The 13,457-nt window shown below is 63.9% G+C and carries 12 protein-coding genes and 1 tRNA gene; 2 read left to right on the top strand and 11 right to left on the bottom strand.

The features are described from left to right. Positions 1–10 precede the first annotated feature (10 nt). The 4 genes from RBT42_RS02920 to RBT42_RS02935 all read right to left on the bottom strand — a co-directional run bounded on the left by RBT42_RS02920 (position 11) and on the right by RBT42_RS02935 (position 4,497). Entirely contained in the window at positions 11–994 is a 984-nt protein-coding gene (locus RBT42_RS02920; protein ID WP_320362365.1) for an ABC transporter permease, read from the bottom strand. Next, the gene (locus RBT42_RS02925; RefSeq protein ID WP_413785840.1) at positions 994–3,222 is read right to left on the bottom strand and encodes an ABC transporter substrate-binding protein; all 2,229 of its coding nucleotides are present in this window, start codon (positions 3,220–3,222) and stop codon (positions 994–996) included. Before RBT42_RS02925 ends, RBT42_RS02920 begins: the two co-directional genes overlap by 1 nt. Before the next feature lie 94 nt (positions 3,223–3,316). After that, positions 3,317–4,261 (bottom strand): LD-carboxypeptidase, encoded by a 945-nt coding sequence (locus RBT42_RS02930; protein ID WP_320362367.1) that lies wholly within the window; start codon positions 4,259–4,261, stop codon positions 3,317–3,319. A gap of 113 nt (positions 4,262–4,374) precedes the next feature. Then, positions 4,375–4,497: a hypothetical protein gene (locus RBT42_RS02935; RefSeq protein WP_320362368.1), complete on the bottom strand. Its 123-nt coding sequence runs from the start codon at positions 4,495–4,497 to the stop codon at positions 4,375–4,377. Positions 4,498–4,633: 136 nt separating this feature from the next. On the opposite strand from RBT42_RS02935, the gene RBT42_RS02940 reads away from it, so the two are divergent. Further along, the gene (locus RBT42_RS02940) at positions 4,634–5,689 is read left to right on the top strand and encodes a M14 family zinc carboxypeptidase (protein WP_320362369.1); all 1,056 of its coding nucleotides are present in this window, start codon (positions 4,634–4,636) and stop codon (positions 5,687–5,689) included. Then, complete coding sequence (locus RBT42_RS02945; RefSeq protein WP_320362370.1) at positions 5,686–6,447, top strand: alpha/beta hydrolase; 762 nt, start codon at positions 5,686–5,688, stop codon at positions 6,445–6,447. The genes RBT42_RS02940 and RBT42_RS02945 overlap by 4 nt, the downstream gene beginning before the upstream one ends. Here the strand turns inward: RBT42_RS02945 and RBT42_RS02950 are convergent. The 7 genes from RBT42_RS02950 to cysS form a co-directional block, all read right to left on the bottom strand. Then, a complete protein-coding gene (locus tag RBT42_RS02950) occupies positions 6,353–7,336 on the bottom strand; it encodes a recombination-associated protein RdgC (RefSeq protein WP_320362371.1) in 984 nt (327 codons plus the stop codon). The two genes, RBT42_RS02945 and RBT42_RS02950, sit on opposite strands and share 95 nt — an antisense overlap. Before the next feature lie 72 nt (positions 7,337–7,408). Then, positions 7,409–7,501, bottom strand: a tRNA-Ser gene (locus tag RBT42_RS02955). A gap of 63 nt (positions 7,502–7,564) precedes the next feature. Next, positions 7,565–8,821, bottom strand: a complete 1,257-nt coding sequence (locus RBT42_RS02960; RefSeq protein ID WP_320362372.1) for an aspartate kinase — start codon at positions 8,819–8,821, stop codon at positions 7,565–7,567. Positions 8,822–8,948: 127 nt separating this feature from the next. Next, positions 8,949–10,319 carry a tRNA lysidine(34) synthetase TilS gene (gene tilS / locus RBT42_RS02965; protein ID WP_320362373.1) on the bottom strand — a complete coding sequence of 457 codons (1,371 nt, stop codon included), beginning with the start codon at positions 10,317–10,319 and terminating at the stop codon, positions 8,949–8,951. Between the two features lie 18 nt (positions 10,320–10,337). Beyond that, complete coding sequence (locus RBT42_RS02970) at positions 10,338–11,309, bottom strand: acetyl-CoA carboxylase carboxyltransferase subunit alpha (RefSeq protein WP_320362374.1); 972 nt, start codon at positions 11,307–11,309, stop codon at positions 10,338–10,340. A gap of 30 nt (positions 11,310–11,339) precedes the next feature. Further along, the gene (locus tag RBT42_RS02975) at positions 11,340–12,041 is read right to left on the bottom strand and encodes a DNA-3-methyladenine glycosylase (RefSeq protein ID WP_320362375.1); all 702 of its coding nucleotides are present in this window, start codon (positions 12,039–12,041) and stop codon (positions 11,340–11,342) included. Further along, positions 12,041–13,432 carry a cysteine--tRNA ligase gene (cysS, locus tag RBT42_RS02980; protein ID WP_320362376.1) on the bottom strand — a complete coding sequence of 464 codons (1,392 nt, stop codon included), beginning with the start codon at positions 13,430–13,432 and terminating at the stop codon, positions 12,041–12,043. Before cysS ends, RBT42_RS02975 begins: the two co-directional genes overlap by 1 nt. Positions 13,433–13,457: the final 25 nt, after the last annotated feature.

Raw genomic sequence — 13,457 nt, forward strand, 5'->3', positions numbered from 1 at the left:
CAGGGCTTCCTCACTGCATCCGCACACGCGGGTCGGCCAGCGTGTAGGCCACATCGATCAGGATGTTGGAGACGATGTAGAGCACCGAACCCAGGAAGACCATGGCCCGCACGATGGCGAAATCCTGGCTCGCGATGGCGTCGATCGTGTACGAACCCAGCCCAGGAATGCCGAAGAAGCTCTCGGTCAGCAGGCCACCCATGAACAGCCCCGGCAAGGCACTGCCCGAACTGGTGATGATGGGCAACATGGCATTGCGCAGCACGTGGCGCCCCATCACCGCCGTCTCGGCCAAACCCTTGGCCCGGGCGGTGCGAACATAGTCCTTGCCGGCCTCTTCCAGGAACAGGGTGCGGAAAAAGCGCGCCTGCCCCGCCAGGGAAGCGACCAGCATCAGGCAGATGGGCAAGACCAGGAAGCGCACGGCATCGAGCCCACCAGCATAGCCCGAGATGGGGGCAAGCCGGGCCACCCGGGAGAACAGATACTGGCCGACGATGATGTAGAACAGGCTGGAGATCGACATCATGACGACACAGGCCACCACGCCCCAGAAGTCGACCCGCGTGCCGCGGAACATCACGAGCCACAGCGAAAAGATGACGCTGGCCAGCAAGCCCAGCACGAAGATCGGCACGGTCAGCCTCAGGCTCACGCCCATGCGCTGTGCGATCTGGTGCCCGATGTCGCCACCGCTGGCGTTGTCAGCGCGGCCGAAGTCGAACACGAACAGCGACACCGAGCGCTCCCAGAACACGGTCTGGGTGAGCTGATCGGTGCCTTGCGCCTGGTCGTTGAAGAGCATGGGCTTGTCGTAGCCCCGCTCCACCTTCCACTTCTCGATCTGGTCGGGCGTGACCCGCTTGCCGCCAATGTTCAAACGCGCCATGTCGTCGGGCGTGTTGACGGTGAAAAACAGCAGGAAGGTGATGAGGTTCACCCCGATCAGGATGACCAGGCCATAGCCCAGGCGGCGAAGGATGTACGACAGCATCACCGACCTTTCTGTGTCGAAGCCAGCGGACGCGGCAAGGCCGTCTGCTGGTCACGCGCCCGCAAGATCTTGACCGCTCCCCAGACCATGGCCAGCAGGACGGCCAGCACGGCCACCACCGGCCAGTAGACCGGGTGGTTCCAGTCCTTGAGGCTGCGGCTGCGCTCGGCGATGTCAAGCCGGTAGTACTGAGCCTGGTCCCGCACCATGATGCTGGGCTTGCCGTTGTGCACCCAGCGGTGATAGGCGCCCGAGGAATAGGGGAAGTACGCCCAGGACCAAGGCGAATCTTCTTGCAGGATGCGCACCATCTTGTCGATCACGGCCTGTTTGGCCGGGCCATCGTCCATGAAACGCAAGGTGCTGTAGAGCCGGTCGTACTCCGGGTTCTGGTAATTGGCGGCGTTTTCGCCGTCGTGCACCGACTTCGCGCCCGGCCCGTACAGCAGGAACAGGAAGTTCTCGGCATCGGGATAGTCGGCCAGCCAGCCCCAGGTGAAGATCTGGTGCTTGCCGCGACGCACCTTGTCCTGGAACTGGTTGTAATCGGTGGCCCGAATCTCGAGCTGGATGCCCAGCTTGGCAAATTGCTTGGCCGTCCAGTCCAGGTTGGCCTTGCTGTCGGGCGTGGTGGCCGCCCCCACGTCGTAGTTGAGCACCAATGGCTTGCCGGTCTTGGCATCGCGCCCATCGGGGTAGCCCGCCTCGACCATCAGCTTGCGGGCGTCCTCGATCGGGCGGCGTACCGCCTGGCCATTCACCCAGCGATGAGTCACCGGATTCACACCCTCGGCCGTGCCGTGCCGCGAGCCAAACACCCCGCCTGGCAATGGGCCCTGTGCCACCTCCCCTGCAGCCTTGGGGAAGATGCGGTTGAACTCGTCCCAGTCGATGGCAATCGACAGGGCCTGGCGCAGCTTGCGGTTGCGCCGCTGTTGCTCAGGGGTGTCGCCCTTGCCCACCACCGGGTCGAGCCAGTTGAAGCCCATGTAACGGCTGGACAGGTCGACCGTGCGTGACAGGACAATGCCCTTGTCGGTGAACTCCTTGTGGAAGTTCGGCGAGTCTTCCATCTGGATCTTGTAGGCATTGCCGTAGCTCATCTGGTCGAACTCCGGCACGTCCAGATAGCCCTGGCGGAACTTGGCGTCCTGCGGCACGGCTTCTTTTTCGATGTTGAAGACCAGGGTGTCGATGAACGGGGTCATCTTCCCGCAGTCCTTCAGGCGCCCTTCGGCCTTGTCTTGCGCCGTGCCCTCGCAGGGGTAAGGCTCGCCCCGGTAGTTGGGGTTGCGCTTCATCACATGCAGGCGGTCCTGCACGAACTCGGCCATCATGTAAGGGCCCGTTCCCACTGGCCAGCTGTTCAGCGACAGGCCGTTGCCAGCCATGCCAGGCTGGGCATAGAAGGCATCGGCTTCCCAGGGAATGGGGGCCAGGAAGGTCATCGCCATCCAGTACTTCCACTGCGGGTACTTGCCGTGGATGCGGATGCGCAGCGTGTGCGAGTCCAGCGCCTGGGCGCCGGACAAAGGCCAGCGACGGAAGTCCAGAAAGGGCTTGTCCTTGCTGGTGGGCGGCACGCTGGCGCGCAGCTTCTGGTCTTCGGTGCGGATGAGCTTGCCGTAGTCCGCCAGGCCCACCACATATTCCGAAAAGATGCCGAAGACCGGTGCCGCCGTGCGCGTGGTGGCGTGGCGTTTGATGGCGTAGACGAAATCGTCGGCCGTGAGTTCGCGGGTGCCGGTGTGCTCGAACGCCCAGGGGCTGCGCTTGTCGGCCACCTGCTCAGCCGTCAGCTGATGATAGCGGTAGCGACCCTGCGCATCTTTGGCAAAGGCCGGGTGCGGTGCAAACTTCACCCCGTGCTTGATGGGGATGTCGTAAACGCTCTCTGCGATCTGGCTGGCCGGAGCGGAATCGGGCAGCGCCCGCCCCTTGCTATCAAAGTAGCGCGGCTGCACCACGGCAGCGGCCGTCTTGGGCACCAGGGTGTAGGGCCGCTTCAGGTAGTGGTAACCGTAGAGCGGCTCGTAAATTTGGTAGGTGTAGGGCGTCTCGTTGCTGCTGTAGGACGAGGTCGGGTCCAGATAACGGGGCGAACGCTCGTTGAAGGCCGTGTACAGCGTGTTGCTGTCTGCCGCGCCTGCCGGATAGGGGCTGTTGTTGCAGGCAGCCACGCTCAGGGCCAAGCCGAGCGCGACGCCGAGGCGCCCTGACCCCAGCAGCCTGCCCAGCAACGATACCTTCCTGTTCAACCCTGTCCCGCTGTGTGTCATGACTTGATTGTGTCCGAGCCGCACGCCGTGCACGCTGAGGGTTTCACCACATCACCAGAACGTCGCGTCCTTGCACCACCACGTTCACCTTGCGCCCAAGCGGCAAGCACAGCTTGGTGGGCACGTGCCCGAAGGGCAGGCCGGTGAGGATGGGCGCCGACGTCAGCGTGCGCAGATAGGCGATCACTGTCTTGAGGGTGTAGCCCCGGTCCAGCGGCGACTTCTTGAAGCCGTTGAAACTGCCCAGCAAGATCGCCTTTTGTTGATCGAGAATCCCGGCCTGGTGCAGCTGCAGCAAGGTGCGCTCAAGGCGGTAGGGATGCTCGTTGATGTCCTCGAGAAACAGCACGCCGTTCTTGATCTTGGGGAAGTGCGGCGTGCCCAGCATCGCCTGCAGCACCGCCAGATTGCCCCCCCACAAGCGCCCGCGCGTCTCCAGCCCATCGAAACCGGCTTCGGTGCGAAAGCCCACAGCTTCGAGCTCACCGGTCATGGCCTCCACAAACACTTCCTGGGTGACGTCGTCCCCCCCCTCCGGGCTGTCCGCGCGGCCGAAGTCATCGTTCGCCATCGGGCCGGCCCAGAAGCCCGCGGTGACGCCCTCTTCCACCGTCTCGGGGCCTGCCGCCTTGTGCGCCAGCGCCGCCAGTTGCAAGGCCGTCACATCGCTGTAGCCCACCCAGGCCGTGCCCTGCTCCACACTGCGGGCAATCAAGGGCCATTCGATCTGGTCCAGCAGGCGTGTCAGGCCATAGCCGCCACGTGTGGCGAGCGCCACATCGGGCGCTGCCTCGGCCACACGGTGGATGGCGGCCAGACGGGTGGCGTCATCCCCTGCAAAGCGTTGGTGCTTGCTCAGCGTTGAGGCATCGAGCGTGGGCGAGAAACCCAGCGCGGTCAGACGCTTGAGTGCCTTGCGCACAGGCGTGACAGCCGGTACGACGCCGGCGGGACTGTAGATGATCAGGGAGGGGCGGGTGTCAGTCATCCTGACATTCTCACCGACGAAACCACCCTTCCATCATCGCGGTGGCCACGGGCCGACAGATCGTTGACGATGACAGAGTCGCCCTCCGTCAAGGCGGCGTGAGAAATCGCTCTTCAGCGGCGCAGGGACAGTCCCATCACGCGCACTCGCCACAATGCCATGCATTCCCGGCACCCGGCCAGCACCGCCAGGCACAACAGCAGGCAACGGAACATCGAGGCGCGGAGTGAGGGCATGGCGTGTCAATAAGTGTGTCGAGGGAGCCTATGCGGTCCTCGTGTCAGCGCCATGACAGACCACCCGCCCTGTCGCACGCCTGACATGGAAGCGCCTCAGCATGCCGTGTGACGCGCCACTTTCCTTGCTGCCAACTTGCCCCACGACTCCCTGCCCGAACTGGATGAACTGCATCGCGTGATCGAGATGGGGGGCAGTCACGTCACTTCGCATGCGCTGTGCACCGTGCACGCTGGTGCTCGCCGCTACGAGGTCACGGCGGTGACGCTGGGACGTGATGCGCCCGACGTGCCGGCCATCGCTTTCATCGGTGGCGTGCATGGGCTGGAGCGCATCGGTGCACAGGTGGTGCTGACCTACCTGGCCAGCCTCGTGCAGCGCCTGAAGTGGGACAGCCTGCTGCACCACGAATTGAGCCGCTTGCGCCTGGTGTTCGTGCCCTTGCTCAACCCGGGGGGGCTGAGCCTGGGCACCCGCGCCAACCCCAGCGGCGTGGACCTGATGCGCAACGCGCCCATTGAGGCCCGGGAAGGCGTCCCCTTTCTTGTAGGGGGGCAGCGGCTCAGCTCGGCCTTGCCCTGGTATCGCGGCCCACTGGGCGCCCCCATGGAGGTGGAGGGTGTGGCGCTGTGCCAACTGATCACCCAGGAGTTGCTGCCCCGTCCCTTCAGCCTGGTCGTCGACTGTCACTCAGGCTTCGGCACCGAAGACCGCCTCTGGTTTCCCTTTGCCCACACCCGCGAGCCCATCGCCCACCTCGCCGAGGTCCATGCCTTGAGGCGGATCTTTGACCAGACCCAGGCGCACCACCCCTACGTCTTTGAGCCGCAAAGCCATCAGTACCTGACGCACGGTGATTTGTGGGACCACCTGTACCTGCAATCTCGCGCGCTACAGTCCGGTCACGTCTTTCTGCCCCTGACCTTGGAGATGGGCTCGTGGATGTGGGTGAAAAAGAACCCTCGCCAGCTCTTCAGCCGCCACGGCATCTTCAACCCCTTGATCACCCATCGACAGAACCGGGTCCTGCGACGCCACCTGAGCATGCTGGACTTCATGGCGCGCGCCACCGCCAGTCATCTGCGCTGGATGCCCCTGGGTGACGAACGCGAACTCCACCATCGACAGGCTTTGGCCCGCTGGTATCCACAACAGCCTCGACCCAGACGCAAAATGAAAGCACCCCCATGAGCACCTGGATCCTGCTGCGGGGGCTGACGCGTGAACAAGCCCACTGGGGCGACTTTCCCGATCTGCTGCGGCAAGCCCTGCCCTCACACACCCGCATCCTGACGCCCGACCTGCCCGGCAACGGCGCGCTGTGGCAATCGCGCAGCCCGTGCGCCGTGCCCGACATGGTCGACCACGTCAGGCAGGCACTGCAGGAAGCCGGTCATACGCCCCCGTATCACGTGCTGGCGATGTCACTGGGCGCGATGGTCACAGTGGACTGGGCTTTACGCTACCCCGAGGAGCTCGCGGCAGCCATCCTCCTCAGCACGAGCTTGCGGCCCTTCAACCCGTTTTGGCAACGACTGCGCCCGCGTCAATACGGCCGCATGTTGAGACTGCTGAGCTGTCGTGCGACCAACCTGGAGTGGGAACAGGCCATTCTGGCAATGACCAGCTGCCACGCCGCCGACCCGCAAGCAACCGTGGCGAGATGGGTGGCTGCGCGCCTCGCGCACCCGGTCAGTGTGGGCAATGCCATGCGGCAGTTGGTGGCCGCGGCTCGCTACCGCGCACCGCACAACCAACCCAGCGTGCCGATGCTGCTGCTCAACGGCCAGGGCGACCAGCTGGTTCACCCCGCCTGTTCACAGGCCCTGGCACAGGCCTGGCAACTACCCTTGATCACACATCCCACGGCGGGGCATGATCTGCCGCTGGATGCGGGGCCGTGGGTGGTGTCGCAGGTGCAGGCGTGGCTGGCGCCTCGCCACCCATGACCTGCTCGCCGCCCAGCGCTTCCAGCAGATCCGGAATCAGCTGGATCAGCTCCCCGGTGGCAATGGCCGCGTCGGCATCGAAGGTTTCCCCCTTGTCCACTGCCACCGCCCCTTCGAAGACCACGTCCAGAAATGCCACCTTCTTGAGCGCCATGGATTCGGTCAGGATGAAGGACACGCGGTCACGCCAGGTCAGGGCCACGCGGGTGGGCACCTTGCCGCTGAAGATGTGTTGCTTGACCTCGTCGGTGTCGAGATTGTGCCGCGCGTAGCGCACCACCGACTTCATCTCGTCCGTGGACTTGAGCTCGCACTCGCGGTCGATCGTGAAGTTGTAGGGCGGCTCGCCCGTTCCCAGCCAATGCGTCATCGCCACCGTGGGCGACATGGCCGTCTGTATCAGGCTCATGGACAGGCCGTGGAAAGTCTGTGCCAGCAGGGTCACTACCTCATCGGCCTTGGACTGGCTGCCGGTGTCCAGCATCAACAACCGCTCCTGCGGGGCAATCCACACCCGGGTCGTTGACTGCTTGGTGAAGGCCATGGGCAGCAACTCGTGCAGTGCCTGCTCCTTCAGCTCCTTGACCTGCTTCTTACCCGGCTTGCGTCCCGTCTGCTCTTCGATCTGGGCAGCAATCTCTTCCGTGCGCTTCTTGATCACGGAGCCCGGCACCACGCGCTGTTCCGTCATCAGCTTGAGCAGGATCTGGCCGTCCACCACTTCGACCAGAGGCGCATTCGCTTCGCCTCGTGGCTCCACCCAGCCCATGGACTTTTGCTGCGAGGCCCCGCACTCGACGAAGCGCCCCTTGTCCAACTCTGCCTCGATCTCGGCTGCAGTCGCAGTCCAGTCGGGGCCCATTCGATACACCGTCAGATTCTTGAACATGGTGGTCGTCCTGTGATGTCGTGCACTCAAAAAGAAAAAACCCCAAGTGACGGATCACTTGGGGTTCGATCTTGGCGGAGACGAAGGGATTCGAACCCTTGATGCAGGTTTTGCCCACATACTCCCTTAGCAGGGGAGCACCTTCGGCCTCTCGGTCACGTCTCCAGCAACAGCAGGCATTCTAGCCTAGAAATTTGAGCCTTCTGCCTGTTGTGCTCAAAACAACAATCAAGCCTTCACGTCGTCCAGACCGAAAGCCTTGTGCAGCGCGCGCACGGCCAACTCCAGATACTTCTCGTCGATCACGACCGAGGTCTTGATCTCGCTGGTGGTGATCATCTGGATGTTGATGCCTTCGTCCGACAGCGTCTTGAACATCGTGCTGGCGATGCCCACGTGGCTGCGCATGCCGATGCCGACGATCGACACCTTGGCGATCTTGGCATCGCCCACGACGTCACGGGCACCCAGCGCCGGCAGCACGTTGGCCTTCAGCAGCTCGACCGTGCGCGCGTAGTCGCCACGGGGCACCGTGAAGGAGAAGTCGGTCTTGCCATCGTGCGACACGTTCTGAATGATCACGTCGACTTCGATGTTGGCCTCAGCCACCTTGCCCAGGATCTGGTAGGCGATGCCGGGGGTGTCGGGCACGCCGACCACAGTGATCTTGGCTTCGTCGCGGGTGAACGCGATGCCCGAAACAACGGCTTGTTCCATTTTCTCGTCTTCCTCAAAACTGATGAGCGTGCCCGACTTGGCCTCTTCGGCCAGATCGATGTCCCAGGGGGTGAAACTGGACAGCACACGCAGGGGCACACGGTATTTGCCGGCGAATTCCACCGAGCGAATTTGCAGCACCTTGGAGCCCAGCGATGCCATCTCCAGCATCTCTTCGAAGCTGACGCTCTTGAGGCGACGGGCTTCGGGCACCACGCGCGGGTCGGTCGTGTACACGCCATCCACGTCGGTGTAGATCAGGCATTCGTCGGCCTTCATCGCCGCGGCAATGGCCACGGCCGACGTGTCCGAACCACCGCGCCCCAGCGTGGTGATGTTGCCGTTCGGGTCCACGCCCTGGAAGCCGGTGATGATCACGACCTTGCCGGCGTTCAGGTCAGCACGCACGCGGGCATCGTCGATGCTTTCGATGCGAGCCTTGGTGAACGCCGAGTCGGTCTTGACCGGCACCTGCCACCCGGCATAGCTCACCGATTGCATGCCTTCAGCCTGCAGTGCGATGGCCAGCAGGCCCACAGAAACCTGCTCGCCGGTGGAGGCGATCATGTCGAGCTCGCGCGGGCTCGGGCTGTCAGACAGCTCCTTGGCCAAGCCCAGCAGACGATTGGTCTCGCCGCTCATGGCCGAGGGAACGACCACGATTTGATGCCCGGCCCGAACCCACTTGGCCACGCGCTTGGCCACGTTGCGAATGCGCTCCGTGGAGCCCATCGACGTGCCGCCGTATTTGTGAACAATCAGTGCCATGTCAGATGTTGTTGGAAACGATCGCGTGTCAAACACACATGTCTATCACCCAGCTCACGCGATCAAACTCTCAATTTTACCCGGACCCCACGCTGATGTCGGCATCGACCCCAGAAAGTACCCGGAATCACTGCGAAATGGCGTCTGGCAACCACTCAATGGACCACTGCGGCGTGCCCTCGGGCGCTTGGACCCGGGCGTCGATGCCCAACCCTGGGACATAGATGAGTTGCTCCCCGGCAAACACCAGCGGACCGCCCCGCTGCCAGGCTGGCACTCCCAGGGCCTGGAACTGTTTCTTCAAGGATCGGGGCGGACGCCCTGCCCCCATCTGAAACTGCTCCCCACCCACCCGCTGGCGCAAAACCACATCCGCCAGCAGCGACCGCGGCACCCCGCCTGAGGACACCTCGCGCACGACCAGGCATCCGCCCCACGCCGCCACGGGCCAGCCTCCCGCTGCGCGCAAGGAGAGTTGCACCTCCTCACGCTGCCCAGCCTCGACCTCAGGCGCGACATCACCGCCCCAACTCAGCACCCCGCGGTAGAGCGACAGCTTCAAAGCGGACCACTGCGCCGCCCCTTGTCCACTCAACATCCTGGGCGCCTCCTCGGCCAGACGCTCGACCCACGTGGCCGGCATCACCTGCCCGGAGACCTGACGGTACCAGTGGCGAAGGGTTTCGCGCCGCAAGGCCCCGGACTGCACCGCCCACCGGCGTGCATCGAGCGCCGAGGTCATCGGTGTGGCGACATCGTCGGCTCCTGCGTCCACAGGCTGCGCGAGCAGCGGCGGCAGGGCCTGCAAACGCCATGCATCTACCACCGGCAAGGCATCCGCCAGGCGCCGCGCCGACGCCGCCAGATTCACCTCGGCATCGGGAAAGGCACTCACCAGTGCGGGCCAGACCGACAAGCGCAGCAGATTGCGCGCATACCGCGGGTCCGCATTGCTGTCATCGTCGATGTAGGTCAGCCCGTACGCCGCCACATAGGCTTCGATGGCCGACCTGGCGTGATCCAGCCAAGGCCTCACCCAGCGTACACCCTCACGGATCACATCACGCGGGATCCCGGCCAGTCCGGCCAGCCCGCCGCCGCGCAAGGCTTGCAGTAACAGCGTCTCGGCCTGGTCCTGTCGGTGGTGCGCCAGCAGCAGAAGGTCGGCGCCTGCCTCCTGGGCCATCTCCTGCAAGGCGGCATGGCGCGCCGCACGGGCCACAGCCTCAACGCTGTCGCCCGCACTCAGGCGCAAGCCGACGCGGCGACACAGCAGGCGAAGCGGCAACCCCTCTTCAACCCAAGCCTGGCAGACAGCCTCGGCGTGCTGCAGCCAGTCATCGGCCTGAGCGCTCAAACCGTGGTGGACATGCAGCGCCACCACCGTGACGCCCGGCCAGTCGCGCGCGGCGACGGCGGTGGCGTGCAACAAGGCAGTGGAATCGCGGCCGCCGCTGTAGGCTACCGCGACACAGACGGGCTCCAGGCCCGCCATCATCCCGCCCTCACCCGAGGATCAGGATTCCTTGGTGTCGTTGAAGCGACCATAGCTTTGCAGTCGGTCGTAACGCGTCTGCAGCAGATCCTTGATCTTCATGTCGCCAACCTGGCGCATCGCGTCGTTCAGGCCACGCTTGAGGTTGGCGCAAGCCTGCTTGTAATCGCGGTGCGCGCCGCCCACGGGCTCGCTGACGATCTTGTCGATCAGACCCAGGGCTTTCAGACGATGGGCGGTGATGCCCAGGGCTTCGGCGGCATCCGAGGCTTTGTCCGAGGTCTTCCACAGGATGGAGGCACAACCTTCGGGCGAAATCACCGAGTACACCGAGTACTGCATCATCAGCACCTGGTCGGCCACACTGATGGCCAGCGCGCCACCCGAGCCACCCTCACCGATGATGGTGGTGATGATGGGAACTTCCAGACGCGCCATCTCAAAGATGTTGCGACCAATGGCTTCCGACTGGTTGCGCTCTTCGGCGCCGATGCCAGGGTAGGCGCCCGGCGTGTCCACGAACGTGAACACCGGCAGGCCGAACTTCTCGGCCGTCTGCATCAGGCGCAGGGCCTTGCGATAGCCCTCCGGGCGCGACATGCCGAAATTGCGCATCGTGCGCTCCTTCGTGTCGCGGCCCTTCTGGTGGCCCAGAACCATGCAGGGCTGGCCGTTGAAGCGTGCCAGGCCACCCACGATGGACAGGTCGTCAGCATAGTGACGGTCGCCGTGCATTTCCTGGAAGTCTGTGAACAATTCGTTCACGTAGTCCATGGTGTAGGGGCGCTGCGGATGACGCGAAATCTGCGTGACCTGCCAGGGCGACAGCGTCGAGTAGATGTCCTTGGTGAGCTGCAGGCTCTTCTTGCTCAGGCGGTCGATCTCTTCCGAGATGTCGACGGCCGATTCGCTCTGCACGTAACGCAGTTCTTCAATCTTGGACTCCAGCTCAGCGATCGGCTGCTCGAACTCCAGAAAGTGTCGTTTGCTCATGGCAAATTTCCTTCTTCACGCCGTTAGGCGTCAATACTCCACGGGCAGCGGATCAAGGCTGCGCCACAGATACCAGGTCCCCACCGTTCGGTAAGGAGCCCAGGCTTCGGCCACGTCGCGTGCTTCGGCACGCGACACTGGCTCACCACTGAAATAGCTCATGCTGATCCCTTTGATCAGCCCCACGTCGTCGAGGGGCAGCACATTGGGCCGCATGAGATGGAAAATCAGAAACATCTCGGCCGTCCAGCGACCGATGCCACGGATGGCCACCAACTCGTCGATGATGGCCTCATCGCCCATCTGCTGCCAGTCGTCGACATGCAGGCGATTTTCGTCAAAGTGCAGCGCCAGGTCACGCAAATAATCGACCTTGCGTGCCGACAAGCCCACCTGACGCAGGTCTTCGGGCTCCTGGCGCAGCACATCGGCCACCGGGATGGGGCCGCGAAAGCCGACATCGTCGTGCCCCAGCAAGGCCAGCAAGCGGTTCCACACCGACTGCGCCGCCTTCACCGAAATCTGCTGTCCGACGATGGAGCGCGCCAGCGTGGTGAAAGCATCACCACGGCTGTACAGACGCGCGTGCCCGTGCTCGGCCACCAGCTTGCGCATGACGCGGTCGCGCTTGGCCAGATGCTTACACGCCTCATCCCAATACGACGGGGTGACGAGCGCATCGGCCGACACATCGGCTGCCGGCGCAGCCACTTTGGGTGCAGGACTCCCCATCAGGCTTTCACCCAGGTCGTGCCTTGCGGGCCGTCCTTCAACTCGACGCCCTGCGCAGCCAGGTCTGCCCGAATGCGATCGGCCTGCGCGAAGTCGCGCGCTTTCTTGGCCTCGGCACGCGCCACGATCAATGCCTCGATGGCCGCGGCATCCAGTCCCCCGGCCTCAGCGCCGCCTTGCAAATACGCCTTGGGCGACTGTTGCAGCAAGCCCAGACAGGCAGCCAGGCCTTTGAGCAGGCTTGCCGCCTCGGCGGAACGCGTGCGGTTGACCTCGGTGACCAGATCGAAGAGCACCGACACGGCAATGGGCGTGTTGAAGTCTTCGTCCATGGCCGCCTTGAAGCGTGCCGCCTGCGGGTGTGACCAGTCCACCGCGACCGCTGCCGTCGCGTCCACACCAGCTGCATCCAGCGCCGTGTACAACCGGCGCAGACCGGTGCGCGCGTCGTCCAGCCCCGCATCGCTGAAGTTGAACGGACTGCGGTAGTGCACCCGCAGCATGAAGAAACGGACGGTTTCGCCGTCGTAGTCCTTCAGCACGTCACGGATGGTGAAGAAGTTGCCCAGCGACTTGGACATCTTCTCGTTGTCGACGTTCAGGAAACCGTTGTGCAACCAGTAGTTGACGAAGGGCTTGCCGGACGCGCCCTCACTCTGCGCGATCTCGTTTTCATGATGCGGAAACTGCAAGTCGAGTCCGCCGCCATGGATATCGAAATGCTCGCCCAGCAGCGCGCAGCTCATGGCCGAGCACTCGATGTGCCAACCCGGGCGGCCTGCGCCGAACGGTGAAGCGTACTTGGCGTCTTCCGGCTCCTCCGGCTTGGCCGCCTTCCACAACACGAAATCGAGTGGGTCCAGCTTGCCATCGTCCACCGCCACGCGCTCACCGGCACGCAACTGGTCCAGTGACTTGCCCGACAGCTTGCCGTAGCCATCGAACTTGCGCACGGCATAGTTCACGTCGCCATTGGTAGCCCGGTAGGCCAGGCCCTTGCTTTCGAGCTTGCCAATCAGGTCGAGCATCTGTCCAACGTACTCGGTCGCGCGCGGCTCGTGCGTCGGGGGCTCAATGCCCAGTGCGGCGATGTCTTCGTGCATCGCGCGGGTCATCTCGTCGGTCAGCTGGCGGATGGTGATGCCACGCTCCACCGCACGACGGATGATCTTGTCGTCGATGTCGGTGATATTGCGCACATAGTTGACCTGGTAGCCCGAGACCTTCAGCCAGCGCTGCACGACGTCGAACGACATCATCATGCGGGCGTGCCCGACATGGCAGTAGTCGTAAATGGTCATGCCGCAGACGTACATGCGGACCTGCCCGGGCGTCAGGGGCACAAAAGACTCGATCTGACGCGACAGGCTGTTAAAAAGACGCAAACTCATGGGAAAGATGGGATCGGGGTGCGGC

Source organism: Aquabacterium sp., from assembly GCF_034003525.1.
GTDB lineage: Bacteria > Pseudomonadota > Gammaproteobacteria > Burkholderiales > Burkholderiaceae_C > Aquabacterium.